At 71.6% G+C, this 25,773-nt stretch carries 20 protein-coding genes and 1 riboswitch; of the genes, 9 read left to right on the top strand and 11 right to left on the bottom strand.

Translation table 11 applies throughout. The annotated features are described in order from the left end of the window. Window positions 1-48 precede the first annotated feature (48 nt). Window positions 49-132: riboswitch (ZMP/ZTP riboswitch) on the bottom strand. A 93-nt stretch (window positions 133-225) separates the two neighbouring features. The 4 genes from NQ151_RS12930 to NQ151_RS12915 all read left to right on the top strand — a co-directional run bounded on the left by NQ151_RS12930 (window position 226) and on the right by NQ151_RS12915 (window position 4,860). Further along, entirely contained in the window at window positions 226-1,767 is a 1,542-nt protein-coding gene (locus tag NQ151_RS12930) for a beta-N-acetylhexosaminidase (RefSeq protein ID WP_257528347.1), read from the top strand. After that, a complete protein-coding gene (locus NQ151_RS12925) occupies window positions 1,764-2,924 on the top strand; it encodes an N-acetylglucosamine-6-phosphate deacetylase (protein WP_257528346.1) in 1,161 nt (386 codons plus the stop codon). The genes NQ151_RS12930 and NQ151_RS12925 overlap by 4 nt, the downstream gene beginning before the upstream one ends. A 143-nt stretch (window positions 2,925-3,067) precedes the next feature. Next, window positions 3,068-3,466, top strand: coding sequence for a YrdB family protein (locus NQ151_RS12920; RefSeq protein ID WP_257509281.1), 399 nt, complete (start codon window positions 3,068-3,070; stop codon window positions 3,464-3,466). Further along, window positions 3,463-4,860 carry an FAD-binding oxidoreductase gene (locus NQ151_RS12915; protein WP_257509280.1) on the top strand — a complete coding sequence of 466 codons (1,398 nt, stop codon included), beginning with the start codon at window positions 3,463-3,465 and terminating at the stop codon, window positions 4,858-4,860. The genes NQ151_RS12920 and NQ151_RS12915 overlap by 4 nt, the downstream gene beginning before the upstream one ends. A gap of 15 nt (window positions 4,861-4,875) precedes the next feature. Here NQ151_RS12915 and NQ151_RS12910 read toward each other — a convergent pair whose 3' ends face one another. The 6 genes from NQ151_RS12910 to NQ151_RS12885 form a co-directional block, all read right to left on the bottom strand. Next, window positions 4,876-5,655 (bottom strand): glucosamine-6-phosphate deaminase, encoded by a 780-nt coding sequence (locus NQ151_RS12910; RefSeq protein WP_257509279.1) that lies wholly within the window; start codon window positions 5,653-5,655, stop codon window positions 4,876-4,878. Further along, complete coding sequence (locus tag NQ151_RS12905; protein WP_257528364.1) at window positions 5,648-6,562, bottom strand: ROK family protein; 915 nt, start codon at window positions 6,560-6,562, stop codon at window positions 5,648-5,650. Before NQ151_RS12905 ends, NQ151_RS12910 begins: the two co-directional genes overlap by 8 nt. Before the next feature lie 2 nt (window positions 6,563-6,564). Next, window positions 6,565-7,443 carry a carbohydrate ABC transporter permease gene (locus tag NQ151_RS12900; protein WP_257528345.1) on the bottom strand — a complete coding sequence of 293 codons (879 nt, stop codon included), beginning with the start codon at window positions 7,441-7,443 and terminating at the stop codon, window positions 6,565-6,567. Beyond that, entirely contained in the window at window positions 7,440-8,417 is a 978-nt protein-coding gene (locus tag NQ151_RS12895; protein ID WP_257528344.1) for a carbohydrate ABC transporter permease, read from the bottom strand. Before NQ151_RS12895 ends, NQ151_RS12900 begins: the two co-directional genes overlap by 4 nt. 63 nt (window positions 8,418-8,480) lie before the next feature. Further along, a complete protein-coding gene (locus NQ151_RS12890; RefSeq protein ID WP_257528343.1) occupies window positions 8,481-9,728 on the bottom strand; it encodes an extracellular solute-binding protein in 1,248 nt (415 codons plus the stop codon). 57 nt (window positions 9,729-9,785) lie between these two features. Continuing rightward, entirely contained in the window at window positions 9,786-10,958 is a 1,173-nt protein-coding gene (locus NQ151_RS12885) for an ROK family transcriptional regulator (RefSeq protein ID WP_257528342.1), read from the bottom strand. A gap of 204 nt (window positions 10,959-11,162) precedes the next feature. Between NQ151_RS12885 and NQ151_RS12880 the strand changes: the two genes are divergently transcribed. The 3 genes from NQ151_RS12880 to NQ151_RS12870 all read left to right on the top strand — a co-directional run bounded on the left by NQ151_RS12880 (window position 11,163) and on the right by NQ151_RS12870 (window position 14,183). Then, entirely contained in the window at window positions 11,163-12,653 is a 1,491-nt protein-coding gene (locus tag NQ151_RS12880; RefSeq protein ID WP_257528341.1) for a L,D-transpeptidase family protein, read from the top strand. A gap of 28 nt (window positions 12,654-12,681) precedes the next feature. Beyond that, a complete protein-coding gene (locus NQ151_RS12875) occupies window positions 12,682-13,668 on the top strand; it encodes an acetylxylan esterase (RefSeq protein WP_257528340.1) in 987 nt (328 codons plus the stop codon). Window positions 13,669-13,730: 62 nt separating this feature from the next. Continuing rightward, a complete protein-coding gene (locus NQ151_RS12870) occupies window positions 13,731-14,183 on the top strand; it encodes a GNAT family N-acetyltransferase (protein ID WP_257509272.1) in 453 nt (150 codons plus the stop codon). Window positions 14,184-14,305: 122 nt separating this feature from the next. Here the strand turns inward: NQ151_RS12870 and NQ151_RS12865 are convergent, their stop codons facing one another. Further along, complete coding sequence (locus NQ151_RS12865; RefSeq protein WP_257528339.1) at window positions 14,306-16,525, bottom strand: NADP-dependent isocitrate dehydrogenase; 2,220 nt, start codon at window positions 16,523-16,525, stop codon at window positions 14,306-14,308. Between the two features lie 196 nt (window positions 16,526-16,721). Here NQ151_RS12865 and NQ151_RS12860 point away from each other — a divergent pair, with 196 nt between their 5' ends. Continuing rightward, complete coding sequence (locus NQ151_RS12860) at window positions 16,722-17,660, top strand: N-acetylglucosamine kinase (protein WP_257528338.1); 939 nt, start codon at window positions 16,722-16,724, stop codon at window positions 17,658-17,660. Window positions 17,661-17,711: 51 nt separating this feature from the next. On the opposite strand, the gene NQ151_RS12855 is transcribed toward NQ151_RS12860, so the two are convergent. The 4 genes from NQ151_RS12855 to NQ151_RS12840 form a co-directional block, all read right to left on the bottom strand. Then, window positions 17,712-19,529: an ABC transporter ATP-binding protein gene (locus NQ151_RS12855; protein ID WP_257509270.1), complete on the bottom strand. Its 1,818-nt coding sequence runs from the start codon at window positions 19,527-19,529 to the stop codon at window positions 17,712-17,714. Next, entirely contained in the window at window positions 19,526-21,337 is a 1,812-nt protein-coding gene (locus NQ151_RS12850) for an ABC transporter ATP-binding protein (RefSeq protein WP_257528337.1), read from the bottom strand. Before NQ151_RS12850 ends, NQ151_RS12855 begins: the two co-directional genes overlap by 4 nt. Before the next feature lie 543 nt (window positions 21,338-21,880). Beyond that, window positions 21,881-22,396: a methylated-DNA--[protein]-cysteine S-methyltransferase gene (locus tag NQ151_RS12845; RefSeq protein WP_257509268.1), complete on the bottom strand. Its 516-nt coding sequence runs from the start codon at window positions 22,394-22,396 to the stop codon at window positions 21,881-21,883. Further along, window positions 22,393-23,970, bottom strand: coding sequence for a DNA-3-methyladenine glycosylase 2 family protein (locus NQ151_RS12840; RefSeq protein ID WP_257528336.1), 1,578 nt, complete (start codon window positions 23,968-23,970; stop codon window positions 22,393-22,395). The genes NQ151_RS12845 and NQ151_RS12840 overlap by 4 nt, the downstream gene beginning before the upstream one ends. Before the next feature lie 322 nt (window positions 23,971-24,292). Between NQ151_RS12840 and NQ151_RS12835 the strand changes: the two genes are divergently transcribed. Beyond that, window positions 24,293-25,744, top strand: coding sequence for a dihydrolipoyl dehydrogenase family protein (locus tag NQ151_RS12835; RefSeq protein ID WP_257528335.1), 1,452 nt, complete (start codon window positions 24,293-24,295; stop codon window positions 25,742-25,744). The last annotated feature ends 29 nt before the right edge of the window (window positions 25,745-25,773 follow it).

Genomic DNA, 25,773 nt, shown 5'->3' with positions numbered 1-25,773 from the left:
CACTTCTTCATGGAACTCGGGTCGAACCGCCCGCAGAGCGGACTATCGAGACCCGGCCCAGGCGTGCGGTCGATGTCCTCATCAGTCGCTCCCCGGTGGTTGCCCACCTCAACGCCAGTCGCGACACCCCGATCATAGCGGACGAGGGGTCGGCGCCCGCGAGAGGGGGCGCCGACGTTTGCCGTCGAGGTGCAGGGCGTCCGGATGCCACGACAGAATGGCCATGTGTCAGACACCACCGCAGGCCTCTTCCTCGTCCCGCTCCCCGCAGCTGTTGCCGCACGCGACGGTGCGGACTTCCGCCTCGGCGAAGCGACCAGGCTCGCCGGCGACCTCGACACCGCGGCGGCCTTCGCCGACCTCGTCGCGGTGCGCACCGGCATCCGCCTGGCCGAGCCGGCTGCGAGGGCCGACGGCGCGGACACGGTGCAGTTCCGGCTCGAGCCGCAGCGACCGGGCGGCGCGGAGTCGTACGCGATCACGGTGGATGCGACATCCGTCGCCGTCGTCTCCTCGGGAGCGGCCGGACTGTTCTACGGCGCGCAGACCCTCGCGCAGCTGCTGGCGGGCGACGAGGAGGGCGGCTGGGTGATCCCGGCGGTCGAGATCGCCGACGCACCGCGGTTCGCCTACCGCGGCGTCATGCTCGACGTCGCGCGGCACTTCTTCCCCGTCGAGACGGTCTGCACCTACATCGATCGGGCGGCGGAGCTGAAGCTCAACCACCTGCACCTGCACCTCACCGACGACCAGGGCTGGCGCCTCGAGATCCGCTCGCGTCCCGAGTTGACCGCCAAGGCGGCGGGCACCGCGGTGGGCGGCGGGGCGGGCGGCTTCTACACACAGCAGGATTACGCGGCGATCGTCGCGCACGCCGCGTCGCGTCACATGACCGTCGTCCCCGAGATCGACGTCCCCAGTCACACGCACGCCATCGGCCTGGCCTACCCGGAGATCACCGAAGCACCCGTCATCACCGACACGGTGCGCGAGAACGTGGCGCAGTACGGCGGCGACCTGCCGGCGGCGGGCGAGCCGTACACCGGCTTCGCGGTGGGATTCTCGTCGCTGAAGACCGACGACGAGGCCACCTACGACTTCCTCGCCGACGTGCTCGGTGAGCTCGCCGCGATCACCCCCGGCCCCTACCTGCACATCGGCGGCGACGAGTGCCTGGGTACCGACCCCGACGACTTCGCGGTGTTCATCGCGCGGGTCACCGAGCTGGTCGCCAACCTCGGCAAGACGCCGCTGGCCTGGCACGAGGCCGGCGCCGCACCCGAGATCGCACCGTCGACGATCGGGCAGTATTGGGGGTTCGTCTCCGGCGCCGATGCGGACAACGCCGCAGCCTTCGCGCGCGGCGGCTCCCAGCTCATCCTGTCGCCCGCCGACGCGGTCTACCTCGACATGAAGCGCGACCCCGACGGCCCGCTCGGGCTGACGTGGGCGAACGGGGCCACCAGCGTGGAGCGGTCCTACCGCTGGGAGCCGGCCGACGTGATCGACGGCGTGGGGGAAGCCGACATCCTGGGCGTCGAGGCGCCGCTGTGGACCGAGACGGTGCGCACCCTCGCCGACATCGAGGCGCTGGCCTTCCCCCGCATCGCCGCCGCGGCCGAGGCCGCGTGGTCGCCCGCGACCGGCACCCACCCCGACCGCACCTGGGCGTCGTTCCGCACCCGCCTGGCTGCCCGAGGGCCGGCGTGGCAGGCCGCCGGCATCGGGTTCGACCGCTCCCCGGAGATCGACTGGACAGGCGCATGAGCGTCGCCCGCGTCATCCGAGACGTCCGGCTGGTGGATGCCGGCACCGTCGCCGGCGCCGCGTGGGTCGCGTTCGACGCCGGCCACGTGGTGGCAGCCGGCCACGGCGACGGATGGCAGGACCTCGCGCCCCGCGACGTCCGCGACGGCGGCGGTGCGTGGCTGACCCCCGGGTTCGTCGACATCCACGGGCACGGCGGCGCTGGCGGCGCGTTCGACGACGGCCCGGCAGAGATCGCGGCGGCCCGTGCCGTGCACCGCGCACACGGCACCACCCGCGCCGTGCTGTCGCTGGTGACCGCGTCGATCGACGACCTGGTCGCGCGAGTGGGCATGGTCGCCGCGCTCGCCCGGACGGATGCCACGATCCTCGGTTCCCACCTGGAGGGGCCGTTCCTGGCCGCCGGACACAAGGGTGCGCACACGGCGGGTCTGCTGCGGGCGCCGGACGCGGCATCCGTCGACCGGCTGCTGACTGCCGCGGATGGCACGCTGCGGCAGGTGACCCTGGCGCCGGAGCTGCCGGGGGCGGCCGAGGCGATCGCGCGGTTCGTCGCGGCGGGCGTGGTCGTCGCGATCGGGCACACCGACGCCGACGCTGCTGCTGCGCAGCGGGCGTTCGATGCGGGCGCGACGATCCTGACGCATGCGTTCAACGGCATGCGCGGCATCCACCACCGCTCCCCCGGACCCGTCGTGGCCGCGATGGGTGACGACCGCGTGACGGTGGAGCTCATCGCCGACGGCACGCACGTGCACCCCGACGTCATGCGGCTCGTCTTCGCCGGGGCGCCGGGGCGCGTCGCGCTGATCACCGACGCGATGGCTGCGGCCGGGGCCGCCGACGGCCCCTATAGCCTCGGCGGGCTCGCCGTCACGGTGGCCGGCGGCGTGGCGCGCCTGGACGACGGTGGCTCGATCGCCGGCTCCACGCTGATGCAGGATGCCGCGCTGCGCCTGGTCACCGCGGAGTGCGGCGTGCCCCTGCCGGAGGCGGTGGCGGCACTGACGACGGTACCCGCCCGCGCCGTGCGCGCCGCAGCCGGGTCGCTCGCCGTCGGGGCGACGGCCGACGCGGTGCTGTTGGACCCCGACCTGCGCGTGCGCGAGGTGTGGGTGGACGGCGAGCCCGTGCCGGCCGCGGGGTCACGAGCGTAGGAAAAGGGACGAGCGTAGGACCGAACCCGCGGCATCCGTCCTCCCTCCGCCACATCTCCTACGCTGGACACCGGGCCGCGCGCGGAGCGGATGCCGCGCCCCGCGCCCGCGGTCACACGCCAGGCCCCACGTAGACTGAGCGCATGTCCGATCTGCCCTCCGTGCGCCCAGAGACACCCGCCGAGCCGCAGCCGCAAGCCGGCACCCGGCCCGGCCTGGACGCCGTGGATGTGCTCTCGGTCGTGTGCGGCCTGTTCGCCTTCGGCACGCTGGCATTCTGGGGATTCGTGGCCTGGGACTGGCCGTGGAACCTCGTGGTCGGGATCGGCTCGCCGGTCGTCGCGATCCTGCTGTGGGCACTGTTCGTGTCGCCGCGCGCGGTGCTCGCGGTGCACCCGTTCGTCCGCGCCCTGGTCGAACTTCTCGTCTACGCCGCCGCGACGATCGCCTGGTGGGCGCTGGGCAACGCGTGGGTGGGTCTGGGCTTCGCCGTCGTCGCCGTGACCGTCGGGGTCATCTCCGGTCGCCGCCGCTTCGCATGACCGACTCGGCGCGGCCCGCGACGCCCGCCGCGGCATCGGACCCGGTCGCGCTGCTGCACGCGGCGCTCCCCGGCCGCGTCGACACCACGCCCGCCGCGCTCCAGGCGGCCCGCGCCGACAAGTCGGGGCACGCGTCGGCCGGTCCGCCGCTGGCGGTCGTGCGCGCGGCCTCGGTCGCCGACGTACAGACGACACTGCGCATCGCGACCGAGACCCGCACTCCCGTCGTGACCCGCGGCGCCGGCACGGGCCTGGCCGGCGGCGCCAACGCCGGACCCGGCGAGATCGCGCTGTCGGTGCGGGGCATGGACCGCATCCTCGAGGTGCGCCCCGACGACCTGCTCGCCGTCGTCGAACCCGGCATCCTCAACGCCCAGCTCAACGCCGCCCTCGCCGCCCAGGGCCTGTGGTGGGCGCCCGACCCCGCCAGCCGGGAGATCTCGACCGTCGGCGGCAACATCGCCACCGGTGCGGGCGGGCTGCTGTGCGCCAAGTACGGTGTCGTCCGCGACGCAGTGCTGGCCGTGGACGTCGTGCTCGCCGACGGGCGCCTGATGCGCTTCGGTCACCGCAGCGTCAAGGGCGTGACGGGGCTGGACCTGACCTCCCTCATGATCGGCTCGGAGGGCACCCTCGGCGTCGTCGTCGGCGCCACCCTCAAGCTCCGCCGGCTCGTACCCGGCGCCACGCGCACGATCGCGGCGACCTTCCCCGACGTCCGCGCCGCGGCGGTCGCCTCGGCCGCCGTCACCGCGAGCGGCATCCAGCCGGCGATCATGGAGCTGATGGATGCCACGTGTCTGGCCGCCGCGCACCGGCTGCTGCAGCTGGCACCCCCGACAGCCGGCGCCACGCAGCTGACGATCCAGACCGACGGCCCCGCCGCCCATGTCGAGGCCGACGCGATCGCCCGGGTGCTCACCGCCGCCGGCGGCGCGGTCGTGGTCGCCGCCGACGAGGCGGAGGGCGAGCGGCTGCTCGCGGTGCGCCGCGCCATGCATCCGGCGATGGAGACCCTCGGCACGACCCTCATCGAGGACGTCGCGGTGCCGCGCAGCGCGCTGCCGGCGATGTTCGACGAGATCGCCCGCATCGAGCGCGAGTTCGGCGTGACGATCCCGACCGTGGCGCACGCCGGCGACGGCAACCTGCACCCGAACTTCGTCTTCACCGGGCCCGAGGTGCCGCCGCACATCTGGGACGCCGCCGACGCGCTGTTCCGCGCGGCGCTGCGCCTGGGCGGAACGCTCACCGGCGAGCACGGCATCGGCGTGCTCAAGCGCAGGTGGCTGGCCGACGAACTGGGCGAGGATCAGTGGCGACTGCAGCGCGACATCGCGCGGGTGTTCGATCCGCTCGGCATTCTGAACCCCGGCAAGGTCTTCACCGCCTGAGGCGATCAGTCGCGCTTACAGTCCCTGCCAGGCGGGCTTGTGCGCCCAGGCGTAGCGGTAGTAGTCGGCGCGCTGCAGCTGCGACGCCGCCGCCTCGTCGACGACGACCGTCGTGTGCGGGTGCAGCTGGATCGCCGACCCCGGCAGCGACGCGCTCACCGGTCCCTCCACGGCCCCGGCGACGGCCGGCGCCTTGCCCTCGCCGAACGCGAGGAGCACCAGGTGCCGGGCGGCGAGGATCGTGCCGAGACCCTGCGTGATGCAGTGCATCGGCACCTGGCCGGGCGAGTCGAAGAAGCGCGCGTTGTCGGCGATGGTCTGCTCGGTGAGCGTCTTGACCCGCGTGCGGGAGGCGAAGGAGGAGCCCGGCTCGTTGAACCCGATGTGCCCGTCGGTGCCGATCCCGAGGATCTGCAGGTCGACCCCGCCTGCCGCCGCGATGGCCCGCTCGTAGTCCTCACCGGCGTGCTCGATGCCCGCGAGCGACCCGTCGGGCACGCGCACCCGCGCCGGGTCCAGCCCGAGCGGCTCGACGACCTCGCGGAAGATGACGTTGCGATAGCTCTCCGGGTGCGCCGGGTCGATGCCCACGTACTCGTCCAACGCGAAGCCGCGCACGCGCGACAGGTCGACCTCGTCGCGCCGCGCACGCAGCGCCTCGTAGACCGGCAGCGGGGTGGACCCGGTGGCAAGTCCCAGCACGGCGTCGGGCGTGCGCCGCACGAGGGAGAGGATCTCCGCCGCGACGAGCGCGCCGGCATCCGCCGGTGTCGGGACGATCACGATCTCAGCCATGGCCAAATACCTCCTCGGGCGCGGATGCCGCGCCTACCAGTGCCGCTCCCAGAGCTGCGGCGGGTGAGCCGACGGGCAGCAGCGTGACTCTCCCATCCAACCGCAGCGAGCGCAGGAAATCCGACGCGCCGGCCCGTGAGTTCAGTTCCGCCCGCACCGGGGCCGCCAGCCGCTCGCCCAGTCCGGTCAGGCCGCCGCCCAGCACGACGACGTCGACGTCGGCGGTGAGGATGAGCACCTGCGCCGCGGATGCCACTGCGCAGACGATGCCGGTGCGGATCGCCGACGCATCCGGGTCGCCGGCATCCGCCGTATCGAACAGGTCCTGCACCGGAACGTCTCCCGGCCGCCGCCACCGGCGGGCGAGCGACGCGCCACCGGCGAACGCCTCGATGCAGCCTCGTTGGCCGCACCGGCACGTCGGCCCGGCGGGATCGATCGAGATGTGGCCGACCTCGCCCGCCGCCCCGCGGGCGCCACGCCACACGCGGCCGTCCGAGACGATCCCTGCCGCCACCCCGGTCCCGAGGTTCAGGTACGCGAGGGACCCCGCGCGCCCCCGCAGGGTGTACGCGCCCAGCGCGGCGGCCCTCACATCGTTCTCGACCGCCGGCGGCGCCCCCAGCCGCGGCGCGAGGGCCGCGACCAGATCGAGGTCGTCGATACCGAGGTTCAGCGCATGGGTGACCCTGCCGCGATCGACCTGGCCGGGGATCCCCACACCCACCGAACGCACCGGGCCGGCGCCCGCGGCCTCGCGCACCTGCCGCACCGCCTCCACGATGCCCGACACCACGGCATCCGGACCCCGGCCGGTGCGCAGCCGCGCTTGCGCGACGATGCTGTCGTCGGCGGCCACCGCGACGGCGAGGGTCTTGGTGCCGCCGACATCGAGCCCGATGCGCAGCATCAGCCCTTGACCGCCCCGGCGACCATGCCGCCGGTCATGCGGTTCTGCACGATGAGGAAGAACACCACGACCGGGATCGCCACCAGGGTGGAGCCGGCCATGAGCTCGGCCCAGTTGATGCCGCCGTTGGGGTCGAGGAAGGTGCGCAGCCACACCGGCAGGGTCATCGCCTCGGGCCGGGGGTTGAGCACGAGGGCGAACACGAACTCGTTCCACGCCTGGATGAAGCCGAACACGCCGGTGGCGACCAGCCCCGGCGCGAGCAGCGGGAAGGTGATCTTCCAGAACGCCTGCGAGCGGCTGAGCCCGTCGATCATGCCGGCTTCCTCCAATTCGATCGGTACCCCGTTGACGAAGCCGCGCAGCGTCCAGATCGTGAACGGCAGCACGGTGGCGATGTACACGAGCGTGAGCCCGATGACGCTGTTGAGCAGCTGCCAGCCGTCGATGAGGCGGAACACCGAGATGATCATCGCCTCGGCGGGGATCATCTGGATGACGAGGATCGTGATGATGAACGGCGCCCGGCTGCGGAAGCGGAACCGGGTGACGGCGAGGGCGGCGAGGAAGGCGAACACCAGCGCGATGACGACCGTCAGCAGCGCCACCATGAGCGAGTTGCCCAGCGCGGGGAGGAAGGGTGCGCGCGCCGAGCCCGACACGACTCCGACGTAGTTGTCGAGCGTGAAGTTGTCGGGCCAGAAGTGCAGCTCGCTGCCTCGTACCTGCCCGTTGGGCTGGAACGACGTGTTGACCATCCAATACACCGGGAACACCGAGGCGAGGAACACCACCACGGCAGCGGCGACGGTGAGCAACGAGCCGACACGGCGGCGCCGGCGCCCCGGACGGCGGGCGGACGACACAGCGGCGCTCACAGCGCCTCCTCCTTGACGCTGCGACGCACGTAGAACGCCGACAGCCCCACCAGCAGCAGTACGACGATCACCGAGATGGCCCCGCCGGCGCCGAAGTCGCCCGACCCGAGCGACACCCGGTAGATGTACACGCCGAGGGTGTTGGTCTGCTCGGCCAGTCCGCCGATCGACTGCAGTGCGTAGATCTGCGTGAACACACGCAGATCCCAGATGACCTGCAGGATCGTCACGATCGCGAGGATCGGTCGGATGAACGGAACCACCACGAGGAAGAAGCGCTGGGTCGCCCCCGCCCCATCCAGCTGCGCCGCTTCGAGCACTTCATCGGGCACCTGCGTGAGGCCGGCGTACACGGTGAAGGCGACGAAGGGCACCGCGCCCCACACGATGATGACCGACGCGACGAAGAAGAAGCTGAGCGGCTCGATGAGCCACGAATGCCCGGTGAACTGCTCCAGCCCGAACCCGTTCACCAGCACGTGGTTGAGCACGCCGTACTGGGTGTCGAAGATCCACCCCCACACGATCGTCGCCGACAGCGGCGGCATCGCCCACGCCAGCAGCAGACCCACCGACACGACGGTGCGCAGCACCTTTCCCAGGCGCGCCAGCAGCAGGGCGACGAGGATGCCGAGCACCATCGTGACCACGACGCACACCGCCGCGAACAGCAGCGAGCGGCTGAGCACCTCCCAGAACTCCGAGTCGGTGAGTACCGCGAGGTAGTTGGCCAAGCCGACGAACTCGGGCGGGGCACCGAACACCTGTGCTCGGCCGAACTCCTGCACGCTCATGATGAGCAGCTGCAGCAGCGGCCAACCGGTGATGACGGCGAGGACGACCAGCGCCGGCAGCAGCAGCGCATAGGGCGTAAAGCCGCCGGGGCGCCGGGCGCGGCGGGGCGGAGGGTCGACCGCGGCGCCGTCGTCGATCGCGGAGATCGACGGGTCGAGGTCGCTTTTCATGACGGGCATGGGTGCTCCTGATACCGGGGCGTGCGGGGTACGGCCCGCGCGTACGGGCCGTACCCCGACGGGTCAGCCGTTGAGGATCTCCTCGATGGTGACGTCGACCTCTTCGGCGAGCGAGGGCACGTCGCCGCCCTGCGCGATCTTGACGAAGAAGTCCTCGAGCACGCGGGAGGCTTCCACCTCCGCCCAGTTCGGCGAAGCGGGGGTCAGCTTGGCGTTGCCCGCCGCCTCGGTGAACGCCTGCGCCTCCGGGGTGTCGCCGAGCGTCGAGGCGAGCGACTTCTTCGCCGGGATCAGGCCGTTCTCGCCGTAGATCGTCTGGAACTCGTCGCTCAGGATGATCCCCAGCGCGCTCTTGGCCAGCTCCGGGTTGGCCGACTTGGCCGAGATGCCGATGTTCGACCCACCCGCGAACACCTGGGCGGCCTCACCGTCGGCACCGGGGAGGGCGTAGACGAACGGGGCTGCCGGCGGGGTCTGGGTCTCGCAGGCGCTGGCCAGTCCCAGTGCCCAGTTCGGCGCCGAGAACTGGATCGCGGTGCCCTCGCAATACGGGGTCCACGGCTCGGCGTTGTCGCCGTCCTTCGGCGCGGTGGACGCGGTGGTCATCAGGTCCTGCACCTGCAGGAGCCCTGCCACCGATTCCGAGCTGCTCAGCTGGGCGTCCCACTGGTCACCGTCGGGGACGGCGATCTCGCCGCCGTTCTCCCAGATGAAGGGCAGGGCGTTGTACCAGTCCTGACCGGCGAAGTAGATGCCGCTGTCGCCGGCGTTGGCCGACGCGAGGTCCTTCGCCGTCGCGACGTACTCCTCGAGCGTGGCGGGCGCCTCGGACACGAACGCGGGGTCGGCGAAGACGACGCGCGCGCCGGAGTACAACGGTGCGGCGTAGAGCGCGCCCTCGTAGCTGCCTGCCTCGACGAAGCCGGGCAGCAGATCATCGCCGCCGAGGTCTTCGTAGATGTCGGAGATGTCCAGCAGTGCCCCCACCGAGGTGAACGCCGGGGCCTGCGTGTTGCCGAATTCGACGAGGTCCGGGCTGTCCGAGCTGGACAGGCTCGTCGTGAGCTTGTCGACCAGACCGTCCCAGCTCTGCTCCTCGATGACGAGCGTGGAGCCGGGGTTGTCCTCCTCGAATGTCTCCACGAGGTAGTCGCGGGCGGCGTCGGGCGTATCCGCCCCGACCAGCCACACCCGGATCTCGGCGCCCTCGGCATCGGCGTCACCGCCACCGCCGCCGGTGTTCGAGCACCCGGCGAGGACGAGCGCCGCAGCGCCCAGGAGCGCGACGGCTCCAATCGTGTTGTTCTTCATGGTTTTCCTTCGATCTCTTGGGTTCGGGTGAGCCTCACGGCCCGAGGATGGCGATTGTCAGGAGACTCCCAGTTGCCCCGACAGGACCATGACGGCGGCTCCGCGCAGGACGATGTCCTCGCCTTGGGCCGTCATCCGCACCTGCAGCCCGTCGTGGAACTCGGCGAGTGTGCGGGCGCGCAGCGTCTCGGCGGCCTGCTCCGCGAGCGGGCCGTCGAGAAGTTCAGTGGGGCCGGAGAGCACGATCTCCGACAGGTCCAGCGCGCCGACGACCGGCGCCAGGGCGATGCCCAGGCGCTCGCCGGCGTCGCGCAGGATGCCGTCGCGGTCTGCGACGCCGGCGGCGGCGAGCCGCGCGATCAACGCGGGAGCGGACAGCCATGCCTCCAGGCATCCGACCTTGCCGCACGCACACACCGGTCCGCCGTCGGTGCCGACCGTGACGTGCCCGATCTCACCTGCCGCGAAGCGGCCGCCGCGCATCGGCTGCCCGCCGGCGAGCAGCCCCGAGCCGACGCCACGGTCGACCTTCACCAGCAGCACGTCTTCGCCTGACCCGCCGAACGTGTATTCAGCCAGCACAGCGGCGTTGGCGTCGTTGGCGACCAGCGCCGGGAGGGCGAGCTCGGTCGAGACGATCCGTTGCAGTTCGAGCCCCGACCAGCCGAGGCTCGGCGCCGTCAGCACCACCCCCGCATCGTTGACGATGCCTGGGGTTCCGATGCCGACGCCGAGCACCGGCGCGTGCGAATCAGCGACGAGTCCGCGGGCGAAGGCGAGGACCGCGGGAAGGACGGCGGCGCCTGCCGGCATCGGGATCTCCCGCCGCACGACGATCTCGCCGCCGAGGGTGAGCACCGCCCCGAGAATGCGGTCGCTCCCGGACAGGTCGATCCCGACGATGCGGTGGCCCTCCCGGTCGAGATCGACGAGCATCCCCGGCTTACCCGGCCCCGACGCTTCCCGCATGCCCCGTTCGGCGACGAGGCCGTCGCCCATCAGCTCGGCGACGAGGTCGGAGATCGTCACGCGGGTCAGCGCGGTCTCGCGGGCGAGGTCGGCACGGCTCATCTCGCCGCCGTGGAACAGCGTCTGCAGCACGAGGGACCGGTTGTGTGCGCGGGCGTGCTCGGGGAGCACCTTGCCACCTGCGCGCAGCACACGGCTGGCACCGAATCCGCGCACGGCAGTCTCGGCGGATGCGGAGCGCGGGGCGTCAATGCCGGCCATGTTTGTTAGTAGAGCTTACGAATTATCGCGCCACAAGATCGGTTGCGTAATCTGGGAGGACTCTTTACAAAACTGTGACCTGAATCGAGGCGACGTCGGCGAGGTTCGTGGGTCTCGGACCGTGATGCTTCCGTTGCCTCGGCGTGTCGAACGTCCCTTACCATGGGGAGGACGTATCGGATCACGCAACCCGGGGGGTGGAATGTGACGGACGTAGTCACCAGGCCAGAGGCCGACGAAACGGGCGCCGTCGCAACCGACGACGCCCCGACCCTGGCGCTGGGCGCCGGGGGCGACGAAGCCGGCACTACCGAGGTGAAGTGGGCGTCCGCAGAACCGCCCCGCAAGAAGCGCCGTCTGGCGCTGTGGATCGGCATCCCCGTCGCGGTCGCCGCGCTCGGTGCCGGCGCCGCATCCCTCATGCTCATCGCACCCGGCACCACGGTGGCCGGGGTCTCGGTGGGCTTGCTCACCCCCGGCGCCGCCAGCGACGCGATCTCCGAACGTCTGCAGAACACCGAACTCGTCGTCGGCGACGGTGACGCGGTCAGCTCCGCCGACCTCGGCGCCGAACTCGATGTGCGCGCGATCGCCGAGTCGGCCTTCGAGACGCGGCCGGCGTGGAACGTGACGCAGTGGTTCGGTGACCCGATCTCGGCGCCCATCACGATCGACGCGCAACTCACCGCGGAGGTCCTCCGCGAGGCCGCGCCCAGCCTGTACACGGCTCCGACCGACGCCACGCTCGCCTTCGACGCCGGCACGCAGACGTACGTCGTCACGCCCGCCGTCGACGGCTCGGGTGTGGATCCGGCCGCTGTCGAGGCCGGGCTGCAGCAGGCGTTCAACGACGGTGCCGCCACCGTCGTGCTCGACGACCCGGCGCTCGCGCCGATCCCGGCGAACACGACCACCGACTCCGCCCAGTCCAGCGCCGACGTGCTGAACGCGATGCTCGACTCCGCCGGCTTCTACATCGGCGAAGAGCGCACCGTGCCGGTGGACCGTGCCGTGCTGGCATCCTGGATCACCCTCAGCACCACCGAGGACGGCACGTTCGAGTTCACGGCGGACCCCGCCGCCATTCAGCCGGTCGTCGACACTCTGCCGGCCCTGGTCGCGCGCGACGCGGTGAATGCCACCGTCATCACCAACACGGCAGGCGAGCATCTCTACGACATCCAGTCCGGCCAGGCAGGGCGAGCGCTGGAATCGACCGACGGCATCGCCGCGGGCTTCGCCGAGCAGCTGAGCACCGGCAACGCGGTGTACCCGCTCCCCGTCGTCGAGACCCAGTTCCAGACCACCGCTCTGGAGCGCACGATCGACGTCAACCTCAGCGCGCAGCGGGTCACCCTTTACGAGAACGGTGCCGCAGTGGATTCGTGGTCGGTCTCGACGGGCAAGCAGGGCGCCCCGACGTACACCGGCAACTACACGATCCAGAGCATGTACCCCATGCAGACGCTCTACGGCACCTACCGCGGGCCCAACGGCGAAGACCTCGGCCCGTACGTGCAGCCCAACGTGAAGTGGATGATGTACTTCAACGGCGGTCAGGCCTTCCACGGCGTGTACTGGCACAGCAACTGGGGCCGCCCCAGCAGCCACGGCTGCGTGGGGATGCCGGAGTGGCGTGCGGCGCAGCTGTACGACTGGGCCGCACCCGGCGTCGAAGTGTCGATCCACAACTGACGCCGCACCACCCCCTATCGTGGCGATCGTGCCACGATTCGACCTGACCCCCGACGAGCTGGCGGCCTACCGCCCCGACGTGCGCGAGCCGGACGACTTCGACGAGTTCTGGTCTCGCACGCTCACCGAGTCCCGCGCCGCCGGCGGCGAGGTGGTGCGCCGGCAGGTCGACACCCCGTTCGCGGTGTTCGACGTGTTCGACCTCACCTTCCCCGGGTTCGCCGGCGAGCCGGTGCGCGCGTGGCTGACCCTGCCGCGTGGCGTGACCGGGCCGCTGCCTGCCGTCGTGGAGTTCAACGGTTACGGCGGCGGCCGGGGCCTGCCCGGCGAACGCAGCGATTGGGCGGCCGCCGGCTATGCGCACCTGTTCATGGACACCCGCGGGCAGGGCTCCACGTGGGGATCCGGCGGCGACACCCCCGACCCGCACGGAGCCGGCCCCTCGGCGAGCGGCTTCCTCACGCGCGGCGTCGACGACCCCGAGACGTACTACTACCGCCGCGTCTACACCGACGCCGTGCGCGCCATCGACGCCGTCCGGTCGCTGCCCGAGGTCGACCCCGCCCGCGTCGCCGTCGCCGGCGGCAGTCAGGGCGGCGGCATCACGCTGGCCGCCGCCGGGCTGACCGAGGGACTCGTGGCGGCCATGCCCGACGTGCCGTTCCTGTGCCACTTCGAGCGGGCGGTGGGCCTGACCGACCGTGACCCCTATCAGGAGGTGGTGCGCTATCTGTCGGTGCACCGCGGCGCCGACGACCGCGTCTTCGACACCCTGTCGTACTTCGACGGCGTCAATTTCGCCAAGCGCGCCACGGCGCCCGCGCTGTTCTCCGTCGCCCTGATGGACCCGGTGTGCCCGCCCTCGACGGTGTATGCGGCGTTCAACCACTACGCCGCCGACAAGCACATCGAGGTGTACAAGCACAATCAGCACGAGGGCGGCCAGGCGCACCAGTGGTTCGCGCAGGCGGCGTTCCTGGCCGCACAACCGGTCCCCCAGGCGTCCGTCGTGTGAAATCCAGATGAAGGCCCTGCCCACAAGTGCGACCGGCTGCCAAACCCGGTTACCCTGTGGGGATGGCTGAGCTGCGTGTAGAAGAACTGTCGGCATCCACGATCGTCGCGGTGAACAACATGTCGCTCAAGCCCGGGCAGGAACGCTTCCTCGCCCCGGAGAGCTACGCGATCGCCGCGACCGTGGTGAACCCCTCCACGTCATGGCAGCGGGTCGTGCTCGACGGGGATGAGGTCGTCGGGTTCGTCAGCGCGAACTTCGACCCCGAGGCACCCCAGGAGCACTTCCGCTCGGTGCTGTGGCGCATCAACGTCGATGCCGACGACCAGGGCCGCGGCGTGGGACGTTTCGCCGTCGAGCAGCTGCTCCAAGAGGCGCGCAGCCGCGGCATGGACCACGTCAACGCCATCTACGAGGCAGGCGAGGGCGGCCCGGACACCTTCTTCCGCCGCGTGGGCTTCACCCCCGTCGGCGAGACCGAGTACGGCGAGGTCGTCGCCGAGGTCCGCCTCTAGCGAGCCCTCGCCCCGCCCCGCCGCTCGCCCCTCCCCTTCCGCTGAAACGACACCTGGTCGCCGAAACGATGGGAAGTTCCCACGGTCTCGGCGACCAGGTGTGGTCTCACGGGTTGGGGGGGTCAGCCCAGTGAGTCGATCACGGAGTTGAACGTCGCGGACGGGCGCATCACGGACTCCACGCGGGCGGCGTCGGGGCGGTAGTAGCCGCCCACGTCGACCGGCGAGCCCTGCACGGCGATCAGCTCGGCGACGATCTGCTCCTCGCCGGCGGCGAGCGCCTCGGCCACCGGGGCGAAGATCGCGGCCAGTTCGGCATCCGCCGTCTGCTTCGCCAGTTCCTGCGCCCAGTACAGCGCGAGGTAGAAGTGGCTGCCGCGGTTGTCGATCGTGCCGAGCGCGCGACCGGGCGACCGGTCGTTCTCGAGGAACGTGCCGGTCGCGGCGTCCAGCGTGTCTGCCAGCACCTGCGCCTTGGGGTTGTCGGTGGTCGTGGCGAGGTGCTCGAGGGATGCCGCAAGCGCGAAGAACTCGCCCAGCGAGTCCCAACGCAGGTAGTTCTCCGAGAGCAGCTGCTGCACGTGCTTGGGCGCGGAGCCGCCGGCACCGGTCTCGAACAGGCCACCGCCGGCGAGCAGCGGCACGATGGAGAGCATCTTGGCGCTCGTGCCGACCTCGAGGATGGGGAACAGGTCGGTGAGGTAGTCGCGCAGCACGTTGCCGGTCACCGAGATGGTGTCCAGGCCCTGACGGATGCGGTCCAGCGAGTACTGCGTCGCCTCGGCCGGGGGGAGGATCTCGATCGTGAGCTCTGACGTGTCGTGCTCGCCGAGGTAGGTGTTGACCTTCTCGATCAGCTGCGCGTCGTGGGCACGGGTGGCGTCGAGCCAGAACACCGCGGGCACGCCGGTGGCGCGGGCGCGGGTGACGGCCAGCTTCACCCAGTCGCGTACCGCGATGTCCTTGGTCTGCGTCGCGCGCCAGATGTCACCGGGGGCGACGGCGTGCTCCAGCAGCACGGTGCCTGCCGAATCGAGCACCTGCACGACGCCTTCCGCGGCGATCTCGAACGTCTTGTCGTGGCTGCCGTACTCCTCGGCCGCCTGGGCCATCAGGCCCACGTTCGGCACGCTGCCGATCGTTGCCGGATCCAGCGGGCCGTGCGCGATGACGTCGTCGATCACGCTCTGGTAGACCCCGGCGTAGGAGGAGTCGGGGATGACGGCGATCGTGTCGTCCTCGCCGCCGTCGACACCCCACAGCTTCCCGCCGTTGCGCACCAGCGCCGGCATCGACGCGTCGACGATGACATCGGACGGGACGTGCAGGTTGGTGATGCCCTTATCGGAGTTGACGTAGGACAGCCGCGGTCCGTCGGCCATCGCGTCGGCGAACGCGGCGATGATCTCCTCGCCGCCGTCGACGCTCTTCAGCCCCGAGAGGATCCCGCCCAGCCCGTCGTTCGGGGTGAGGCCCGCCGCGGCGATCTTCTCGCCGTACCGGGCGAACACGTCGGCGAAGTAGGCGCGCACGACGTGGCCGAAGATGATGGGGTCGCTGACCTTCATCATCGTGGCCTTCAGGTGCACGGAGTACAGCACGTCGTCGACCTCGGCGGCGCGCAGCGTCTCGGCGAGGAAGGCGTCCAGGGCCGCGGCCGAGAGGAACGTGGCATCCACGATCTCGCCGGGGAGCACCTTCAGGCTGTCCTTCAGCGTCGTGACGGTGCCGTCGGATGCCACGTGCTGGATGGTCAGCACGTCGTCGGCGGGCATCACCACGGACTTCTCGTTGGATTTGAAGTCGTCGTGCCCGAGGGTGGCGACGCGGGTCTTGGAGCCCTCCGCGAACGGCTTGTTGCGGTGCGGGTGCTTGCGGGCGTAGTTCTTCACCGACAGCGGCGCGCGGCGGTCGCTGTTGCCCTCGCGCAGCACCGGGTTGACCGCGGATCCCTTGATGCGGTCGTACCGGGCGCGGATGTCCTTGTCCTCGAGCGTGGTCGGCTCGTCGGGGTAGTCGGGGATGTCGAAGCCCGCCGCCTGCAGCTCCGCGATCGCGCCCTTGAGCTGCGGGATAGAGGCGGAGATGTTGGGGAGCTTGATGATGTTCGCCTCGGGCAGGGTCGCCAGGCCCCCGAGCTCGGCCAGCGCGTCGCCGACCTGCTGCTCCGGTGTCAGGTGCTGCGGGAAGGCGGCCAGCACGCGGCCGGCGAGCGAGATGTCCCGCGTCTGAACGGACACCCCGGCCTGACCGGCGTAGGCCTGCACGATCGGCAGGAACGACGCGGTGGCCAGCGCCGGGGCCTCGTCGGTGTAGGTGTAGATGATGGTCGGCTCGGTCATCCGTGGGTCTCCATTCGCGAGCGGCGTTGTCTCGATATCAAGATACCCCGGGCGCGTGCGGACGCCTGCCGCGCGGTGCGCACCGCGGCAGATCGGCGACGGTGCTCTGCTTCGCGACCAATGCGGTGTAGAACGAATCCGTGCCCGTTCTTCTTCACCGCGACATCGGCCCCGTCACCGTCCCGCCGGTGATGTCATGACCGCCGGCGACGCCGTCCTGGCCATCGACGCAGGACAGACCAGCATCAAGACCCGCGTGCGCTGGGGCGGCGACGTGCAGGACGAGGTCTTCCCCGGCATCCGCACGCATGCCTCGCTGCTGCCACAGCTCGCGGAGGTCGCGCACGCCGCGATCACCCGCGCCGGCGCACCGGTATCGGTCGTGGCCGCCGGGGTGTCGGGCCTCACCTCGGCCGAGACCGACGCCGGGGCGCTGCGCGAGCTGCTGCGCGGCACCGCCGTGACCCGGACGATCCTCGCGCACGACTCCACCACCTCGTTCCTCGGCGCGCTCGGTGACGCCCGCGGTGCCGTGGTGGCCGCCGGCACCGGCGTCGTGACCCTCGCCGTCGGCGGCGACGCGGTGGCCAGGGTGGACGGCTGGGGGTACCTCGTCGGCGATGCCGGCAGCGGCTACTGGATCGGCCGGGAGGCGCTGGCCGCCGTCATGCGCGACTTCGACGGCCGGGGCCCGGCGACGGCGCTGCGCGCGGTCGCCCAGGAGCACTGGCCCGACCTCACCGAGGCGTACATCCGGCTGCAGACCGCCGATGACCGCGTCAGCGTGATCGCGGGGTTCGCCGCAGCCGTGGCCGCCCACACCGACCACGACGCCGTCGCCGCCGACATCACCCGCCGCGCCGCCGACGAGCTGGCGCACAGCGTCACCACGGCGCTGCGCCGCGTGCACCGCGGCGACGACGGGACGCTGCAGGTGTGCGCGCTGGGTGGGGTGTTCCGCTCCGCCGCGCTGCGCGCGGCGTTCCAGCGGCGACTGACGGACGCCGACCTGGACATCGCCCTGGTGGCGCCCCGGGGCCAGGGCATCGACGGCGCCGCCGCCCTCGCGAACCTGCCGGCGCGGCATCCGCTGGCCACCGCCGTCGCGGTCTCGGACGCGGCCTCCGCCGGCTGAAACGGATGGATGCCGCACCCCGCCGTCTCGGGCGGAGTGCGGCATCCGTCGTCACACCAGCGACTCGCGCCAGGCGGCGTGCAGCTGCGAGAACTTACCGGTGCCGGCGATGAGCGCGGCGGGGGCGTCGTCCTCGATGATGCGGCCGTGCTCCATGACGAGCACCCGGTCGGCGATCGCCACCGTCGACAGGCGGTGGGCGATGATGATCGCGGTGCGGTCGGCCAGCAGCGTCTGCAGCGCGTCCTGGATCATCCGCTCGCTGGGCATGTCCAGCGACGCCGTCGCCTCATCCAGGATGAGCACGGCGGGATCTGCCAGGAACGCCCGCGCGAACGAGATCAGCTGCCGCTGCCCGGCGGAGACCCGACCGCCTCGCTTGTTCACGTCGGTGTTGTAGCCGTCCGGCAGCGCCTGGATGAAGGTGTCGGCCCCCACCGCGCGCGCTGCGGCCTGGATCTCCGCCAGCGTCGCGTCGGGCTTTCCCAGTGCGATGTTGTCGGCGATCGTGCCGCTGAACAGGTACGCCTCCTGCGTGACCATGACGATCGCGCGGCGCAGGTCCTTCGGGTGCAGCGACCGCAGGTCGACCCCGTCCAGGGTCACCCTGCCGCGCGTCGGATCGTAGAACCGCGACACCAGCTTGGCCAGGGTCGATTTTCCCGCTCCCGTCGTCCCGACCAGGGCGATGGTCTGCCCGGCAGGGATGTCCAGCGAGAAGTCGGGCAGGATCACCCGGCCCGAGGCGTAGCCGAACTCGACGTCCTCGAAGCGCACGTGACCTCGTGCGTGCCACAGGTCCACCGGCTCGGCCGGATCGGGAACCGTCGGCTCCTCCTCCAGCATGCCCGACACCTTCTCCAGCGCCGCGGTGGCTGACTGGTAGGAGTTCAGGAACATCGCGATCTCCTCCAGCGGGCTGAAGAAGTTGCGGATGTACAGCACCGCCGCGAGCAGACTGCCGATGAGGAAGGTGCCGTCCACGACGCGCAGCGCGCCCCACAGCAGCACGATGGCCATCGTCACGTTCGAGATGAGGATGAGGCCGGGATCGAGCACGCCGAACAGCCGCACGAGCTTGAGGTTGACCCGGCGGTACTCCCCCGAGATCTCCCCGAACTCGGCGTCGTTGCGCTTCTCCTTGCGGAAGGCCTTGACCGCCCGCACGCCCGTCATGGTCTCCACGAACTGCACGATGAGCTTCGCGCTGACCACCCGCGACAGCCGGAATCCCTTCTGCGACTGGATGTAGAACCAGCGCATCAGCAGTGCCAGCGGAATGCCCATGACCACGAGGATCACGCCGGACTGCCAATCCAGGATGAACAGCATCGCCAGCGTGAAGATGCCGTACAGGCTCCCCTGCACGAGCTGGTTGAGCCCGCCGTCGAGCAACTCGCGGATCGACTCCAGGTCGCTGGTCTGCCGCGAGATGATGCGCCCCGACGTGTAGCTCTCGTGGAACTCCAGGCTCAGCCGCTGCGTGTGGCGGAAGATCCGCGTGCGCAGGTCCATCAGCACCGCCTGGGTCAGCCGCGCCGCCAACCCGACGTACCAGGCGATGAGGGCGGCGCCCAGGATGCCGGTGACCAGATACACCGCGGTCACCACGAACGCCGGCATCCAGTCGGCGTAGTCCACGGCGCGCGGAAGCGCCACGTTGATGCCCCAGGCGATCAGCGCAGGTCCCAGCACCCGCAGTGCGGTGGAGGCGACGACAACGACAGCCGTCAGCACCAGCAGCCCCTTCATCGGGCTCACCAGGGACCCGAGCAGGTGCAGCGACCGGCGCCGGATGGCGCGGCTCTCGGTCTTGGTGTAGTCGTCGCGGTCCTCGCCGCTGGTTCCCTGAACCGTCGAGACGCTCACAGGTTCACCTCCGTCTCGCGCTGGGTGCGTTCCTCGGCTTCGAAGCTCGAGATGACATGCCGGTAGTGCTCGCTCGTGCGCAGCAGCTCGGCGTGGGTGCCGACGGCCGTGATGCGCCCCGCCTCGAGCACGGCGACGCGGTCGGCCAGGGCCACCGTCGACGGCCGGTGCGCCACGATGAGCGCGGTGGTGGTGGCCAGCACGCGGCGCAGCGCCGCCTCGACCAGCGCCTCGGTGTCCACGTCCAGCGCCGACAGCGGGTCGTCAAGCACCAGCACGCGCGGCCGGGCCGCAACGGCGCGCGCGAGCGCGAGGCGCTGCCGCTGCCCACCGGACAGGCTCAGCCCCTCCTCGCCGACGAGCGTGTCCGCACCGTCGGGGAGGTCGTACACGAAGTGGGCCTGCGCGATCTCGAGGGCTTCTGCCAGCACGGCATCCGCCTCGGGGCTCAGCGGATCCAGGCCGTCGCGACCCAGCAGCACGTTGTCGCGCACCGAGGTCGAGAACAACGTGGCATCCTCGAACGCCATCGCGACGTGGCGGCGCAGCTCTTCGAGCGTGAGGTCGCGCACATCGACGCCGTCCAGTTCCACGGCACCCTCGGTCACGTCGTACAGGCGCGCCGGGAGGGTCGTCAGGGTGGTCTTGCCCGAGCCGGTGAGGCCCACCAGGGCCATCGTCTCCCCCGGCTCCAGCACGAGGTCGACCCCGTCCAGCAGGTCGCGCTCGGTGGCACCGGCATCCTGATACCGGAAGTGCACGCCGCGGAAGGCCAGCTCCCCGCGCGGATTCTCGATGGTCTTGGGGTTATCCGGGTCGACGATCGCGTTCTCCGAATCGAGCACCTCGAAGACGCGGTCGGTGGCGGTGCGGGCGTCGATGAGGAACGAGAACAGGAACCCGAGCGACTCCAGCGGCCAGCGAAGCGCGGTGGCCATCGCGAAGAAGGCGAACAGCTCGCCGACGGTCAGCTGGTCGGTGCTGGCGAGCCAGATGCCGATCAGCAGGCACAGCGCGAACGCGATCATCGGGACGACTTCGAGCCAGAACCACAGCACGCCCACTTCGCGGGCCTTGCGCAGTTCGGTGCCTCGCAGCGTCTCGACCTGCGCGCGGAACTTCTGCAGCGCGTGCTTGCCGCGGCCGAACGCCTTGAGCACACGGATGCCGTGGACGCTCTCCTCGACCGAGGTGGCCAGGTCGCCGGCCTGGTCCTGGCTCTGACGTGCGAGCACGCCGTAGTTGTGCTCGAACCGGTAGCCGAAGAACCACAGCGGGATCGACACGACCAGGAACGTCGTGCCCAGTGCCCAGTGCCAGCGGAAGAGGAAGGCCGCGCCGATGACGATGGTCAGGACGTTCACCAGCAGCAGGATCGCGCCGAACGCGAGCCAGCGGCGGATGAGGTTGATGTCCTGCATCATGCGGCTGAGCAGCTGCCCTGATTGCCAGCGGTCGTGGAACGACACCGGCAGGCGCTGCAGGCGCCGGTAGAACTGCTGCCGGATCTCGTACTCGACGCCCGTCGCCGGGGTCAACACGAACGCGCGGCGCAGGTAGATGAACAGTGCCTCGAGCGCGCCCAGGACGAGCACGCCGACAGCCGCCCAGACGATGAGCGGAATCTCGCCGTCGGCGATGGGCCCGTCGACGACGGCCTCGAGGACGAGCGGGATGAGCAGGCTCATCATCGCCGCGCCGAACGCGGCGATGCAGCCGCCGATCAAACGGGGCAGCACGGGTTTGACGAACGGGATGAGGCGAGCGAGCGCCCGCGGGGTGGAAAGTCTCTGCGGCGAGGAGGTCATGGTCCTTAGTGGGGTCGTGCGGTGGGGAGCGGGGGCCGTAGCGGGCCCTCCGGGCAAGTGCGCGGCCCGGCGGTGGTGCGGGGTGCGGGGGCGCGGGGTGGCGGTGGCGCGCGGTGGCGGTGGCGCGGTGGCGGTGGCGCGGTGGCGCGCGGTGGGCGGTGGCGCCGGGTGGCGGTGGCGCCGGGTGGCGGTGGCGCGCGGTGGGCGGTGGCGCGCGGTGGCGCGGTAGCGACGGTGGCGCGGGGCGCGCCGGCCGCAGCGGAGGCCGAGGCGCGGGGCGCCGAGTCTGTCACGCGGGGCGGCGAGGCGCCCCGCGGTCGTCTGCGGGTGGCCCCGCGACTACCCCTCCACTCCCGCGAACCGGCGTGCGGCGGCGGGGAGGAGCGTGATCGGCTTCGCGGTGATGGCGGCCTGGTGCATGGCATCCTCCGGAGGGGTTTGTGGGCGGGGACTCCCGACCCGCGGGAGCCCACTAGCCTATCCCTGAGAATTCGCTGAGTGCAACAACTTTTTCGACGGGTATGTGCTTGTTGGTCGCCTGGATCAGTCTGATTCGCGGGCCAGGAGGGACCGCTTGACGTCGAGTCCCCAGGCGAAGCCGCCGAGGGTGCCGTCGGTGCGCAGCACGCGGTGGCACGGCACGAACAAGGCGGCGGCGTTGCGCGCGCAGATGGAGGCGGCTGCCCGCACGGCGCGGGGGTGGCCCATCTCGACCGCGAAACCGGTGTAGGTCAGCGGGCGGCCTGGTGTGATGCGGCGCAGTGCCGTCCAGCCGTTCTGCTGCAGGGCGGTGCCGTGTTGGGCGACCTCGATTCCGTCGATCGCGGCGACGTCACCGGCGTAGTAGGCGGCGACGGCATCCGCGGCATCCGTCCGCCGCTCGTGCACGGTGGCCGGGCGCAGCGCCGGGTGGATGCGGGCGAGCATCGTGTCGCCGTCGGGGGTCCAGCCGGAGGCGAGCACGCGTCCGGCGGCGTCGCTGACGATCGTGAATGGGCCGTCGGGGGTGTCGAGGGTCTGGATCGTGGCGGTCTGGGTGGTGGTGCTGAGGGTGGTCATGACCTGGCTCCTGAGAGAGGGCGTCGGAATTCAGGCTGTGCGGCGGATTCGGGGCCTGATTCGGCCGTCGCGGCATCCTCAGCCTGAATTCCGACGGGGAGGGGTGGGGTGGGGGTCGCAGCGGGCAGGGCCGCTCGCCACAGGTGCGCGGTGAGGTAACTGCGCCACGGCGCGGTGCGGGTCGCCCAAGCCGTGAGACCGGCCGGATCGGCGGGGATGCCGAGGTTCCCCGCCCCGGTACGAGCGGCGACGTCGCCCGGGAGGACCACGTCGGGGTCGCCGGTGACCCGCATCCGCACGTAGTCGGCAGTCCAGGGACCGACTCCCGGCAGCGCGAGCAGCCGCGCGCGCTGCTCGACGCCGTCGTCGCCGGGCGACAGCGACAGGTCGCCGGCCGCGATCAGCGCGGCGGCGCCGGTGACGGCGCGGATGCGGGCGGCGGGGCCGCGCAGCACCTCCGCACCGTGTTCGGCGATCGCGGTCATCGTGGGGAACAGCCGGTCGGTGCCCTCGTGCTCGGGCACCCGCTCCCCCAGCGCCTCGGTCAGGCGCACCAGGGCGGTGCGGGCGGCAGCCACTGAGATCTGCTGGCCGATCATGGCGCGGATGAGCATCTCGTGCGGGTCCGCGGTACCAGGTACCCGCAGGCCGGGTGTGCTGGCGACGGAGGCGGCAAGCTCCGGGTGGCGCGCGAGCGCCTCGTCGATGGCGACGGGGTCCGCGTCGAGGTCGAACAGCCGGCGGGCGCGGGCGACCAGCACGGGCAGATCGCCGAGGCGACTGAGGCGGGCCTCCAGACGCACGCGGGCACCGTCGGCGCGCAGCCGGAACCACGCCGGTCCCCCCGGCAGCGCGATGTTGCGCGCGAAAGAGGTCGGGGTGGCGGTTTCGACGCCGGCGATGACGCGCGCCGCCATCCACGCAAACAGCCCGTCGACGTCGAACGGCGCCCGCACCGGGAGCACGAGGTCGATCGCGCCGGGGGCGGCGGCCACGCCGGATGCCGGACGTCGCGCGCGAAGCTGCTGCGGCGGCATCCCGAACACTTCCCGCACGGTGTCGTTGAACTGGCGGACGCTGGCGAACCCGGCCGAGAACGCGATGTCCGCGATGGGCAGGTCGGTGCCCACCAACAGCATCCGCGCGGTGTGCGCGCGGTGCGCGCGGGCGAGCGCGAGCGGGCCGGCGCCGAGTTCGGCGGCGAGCAGGCGCGAGAGATGACGACTGGAGTAGCCGAGGCGGGAGGCCAGCCCCGGCACGCCCTCGCGCTCGACCACGCCGTCGGCGATGAGGCGCATGGCGCGGCCGGCGGTGTCGCCGCGCAGGTCCCACGCGGGCGAACCCGGTGCCGCCTCCGGCAGGCACCGCTTGCAGGCGCGGTAACCGGCCTCGTGCGCGGCAGCGCTGGTGGCGTAGAACTCGACGTTGCCGGGCTTCGGGGTGCGGGCGGGGCAGCTGGGCCGGCAGTAGATTCCGGTGGTGCGCACGGCGGTGACGAACTGGCCGTCGAAGCGCGCGTCCCGCGCATGGATGGCCCGATACCGCTCGTCGAATCCCGTGACTGCCTGACTCATACCCCCAGCCTGCCACCGACCCGGCCGTCCCGCTCGCGGAAATCGGCCATCGCCGTGGCCGCCGAGTGAGTATTCGCGGTGCCGAGTGAGTATTCGTGGTGCCGAGTGAGTATTCGCGGTGGCGAGTGAGTATTCGCGCTGCCGAGTGAGTATTCGCGCTGCCGAGCGCCCCGCGCCCGCCGTCGTTCCGGGAACAGGCGATCTCACCGACACAGGAGGAATCAGCCGAAATCGTCCTGTCTCGGTGAGTTTTCCTGTCCTGGCGCGGCGGTGTCGGCGCAACCCTCGCGGGGGACACCGCGAGGGGGATAGCGTGCGGGGCATGAGCGAGCGGGAGTACGACGTCGTGGTCATCGGGGCGGGAGCGGTCGGCGAGAACGTCGCCGACCGCACGGTACAGGGTGGGCTGCGCACCGTCATCGTCGAGGCCGAACTGGTCGGCGGCGAATGCTCCTACTGGGCATGCATGCCATCCAAGGCGCTGTTGCGCAGCGCCGCCGCGGTCCGCGCGGCGCGCGCCGTCGACGGCGCGCGGCAGGCGGTCACCGGCGACATCGACGTTGCGGCGGTGCTCCACCGCCGCAACGAGATCACCCACGACTGGTCCGACGAGGGGCAGGTGCAGTGGCTCGAGAGCGCCGGCATCGACCTCGTCCGCGGCCACGCCACCTTCACCGGGCCGCGCCGCCTGCGCGTGACGGATGCCGCGGGCACCAGCACCGACCTCGTCGCCCGCCACGCCGTCGCGGTGGCGACCGGATCGGCCGCGCTCCTGCCGGATGTCCCGGGGCTGCGCGAGATCGAGCCGTGGACCAGCCGCGACGCCACGAGCGCTCAGACCGTGCCGACCTCGCTCGCGATCGTCGGCGGCGGTGTGGTCGCCGCCGAGATGGCCACGGCATACGCACACTTCGGCACCGCCGTCACGATGCTCGTGCGATCGGTGCTGCTCGGCGGGACGGAGCCGTTCGCAGCAGAGCTGGTCGCGGCATCCCTCGCCGAATCGGGCGTCGACATCCGCACCGGCGTCGACGTCGTCGGCGCACGGCGCCGCGGCACCGGAGCAGGCCACAACGGCGGCGCCACCGGCGCGACGCTGGAGTTGTCCGACGGCACCCGTGTCCACGCCGAGAAGGTGCTCGTGGCGACCGGACGGATGCCGCGCACCACCGACCTGGGGCTGGAGGCGGTCGATCTGGCGCCCGGCGACTGGCTCGACGTCGACGACACGATGCTGGTGCGGGGGACGGACTGGCTCTACGCCGTGGGGGACGTCAACGGCCGCGCCCTGCTGACCCACCAGGGCAAGTACCAGGCCCGTGCCGCCGGCGACGCGATCGCCGCCCGCGCTGCCGGTGCCGCCATCGATGACCGGCCGTGGGGCACCCACGTCGCCACCGCCGACCACGCCCACGTGCCGCAGGTCACCTTCACCGACCCGGAGATCGCGTCGATCGGCCTCACGGCACGCGCGGCGACCGACGCGGGCCGGCGCATCCGCGTGCTCGACTACGACCTGGCATCCGTCGCCGGCGCCTCGGTCTACGCCGACGACTACCGCGGCCAGGCGCGCGCGATCGTCGACGAGGACCGCGGCGTGCTGATCGGGGCGACCTTCGTCGGCCCCGACGTCGCCGAGCTACTACACGCGGCGACCGTCGCGATCGTCGGCGAGGTGCCGCTGGCCCGCCTCTGGCACGCGGTGCCCTCCTACCCGACGGTCAGCGAGGTGTGGCTGCGCTGGCTCGAGCAGTACGGCCGCCCGAGCGCGTGACCGGCAGCACGAATACTCACTCGACGCCG

The organism is Microbacterium sp. zg-YB36, from assembly GCF_024623575.2.
Lineage (GTDB): Bacteria > Actinomycetota > Actinomycetes > Actinomycetales > Microbacteriaceae > Microbacterium.
Note: the sequence above shows the minus strand (reverse complement) of the source record. Positions and strands in the feature narration are given on the sequence as shown.

What these genes read in the sequence shown, in the direction of transcription:
- NQ151_RS12915 (WP_257509280.1), top strand. Translation starts at nt 3,463, where the DNA reads ATGACCGACTCGGCGCGGCCCGCGACGCCCGCCGCGGCATCGGACCCG.
- NQ151_RS12840 (WP_257528336.1), bottom strand. Translation starts at nt 23,970, where the DNA reads ATGAGTCAGGCAGTCACGGGATTCGACGAGCGGTATCGGGCCATCCAT.
- NQ151_RS12845 (WP_257509268.1), bottom strand. Translation starts at nt 22,396, where the DNA reads ATGACCACCCTCAGCACCACCACCCAGACCGCCACGATCCAGACCCTC.
- NQ151_RS12920 (WP_257509281.1), top strand. Translation starts at nt 3,068, where the DNA reads ATGTCCGATCTGCCCTCCGTGCGCCCAGAGACACCCGCCGAGCCGCAG.
- NQ151_RS12910 (WP_257509279.1), bottom strand. Translation starts at nt 5,655, where the DNA reads ATGGCTGAGATCGTGATCGTCCCGACACCGGCGGATGCCGGCGCGCTC.
- NQ151_RS12870 (WP_257509272.1), top strand. Translation starts at nt 13,731, where the DNA reads ATGGCTGAGCTGCGTGTAGAAGAACTGTCGGCATCCACGATCGTCGCG.
- NQ151_RS12850 (WP_257528337.1), bottom strand. Translation starts at nt 21,337, where the DNA reads ATGACCTCCTCGCCGCAGAGACTTTCCACCCCGCGGGCGCTCGCTCGC.
- NQ151_RS12835 (WP_257528335.1), top strand. Translation starts at nt 24,293, where the DNA reads ATGAGCGAGCGGGAGTACGACGTCGTGGTCATCGGGGCGGGAGCGGTC.
- NQ151_RS12885 (WP_257528342.1), bottom strand. Translation starts at nt 10,958, where the DNA reads ATGGCCGGCATTGACGCCCCGCGCTCCGCATCCGCCGAGACTGCCGTG.
- NQ151_RS12925 (WP_257528346.1), top strand. Translation starts at nt 1,764, where the DNA reads ATGAGCGTCGCCCGCGTCATCCGAGACGTCCGGCTGGTGGATGCCGGC.
- NQ151_RS12895 (WP_257528344.1), bottom strand. Translation starts at nt 8,417, where the DNA reads ATGCCCGTCATGAAAAGCGACCTCGACCCGTCGATCTCCGCGATCGAC.
- NQ151_RS12865 (WP_257528339.1), bottom strand. Translation starts at nt 16,525, where the DNA reads ATGACCGAGCCGACCATCATCTACACCTACACCGACGAGGCCCCGGCG.
- NQ151_RS12890 (WP_257528343.1), bottom strand. Translation starts at nt 9,728, where the DNA reads ATGAAGAACAACACGATTGGAGCCGTCGCGCTCCTGGGCGCTGCGGCG.
- NQ151_RS12860 (WP_257528338.1), top strand. Translation starts at nt 16,722, where the DNA reads ATGACCGCCGGCGACGCCGTCCTGGCCATCGACGCAGGACAGACCAGC.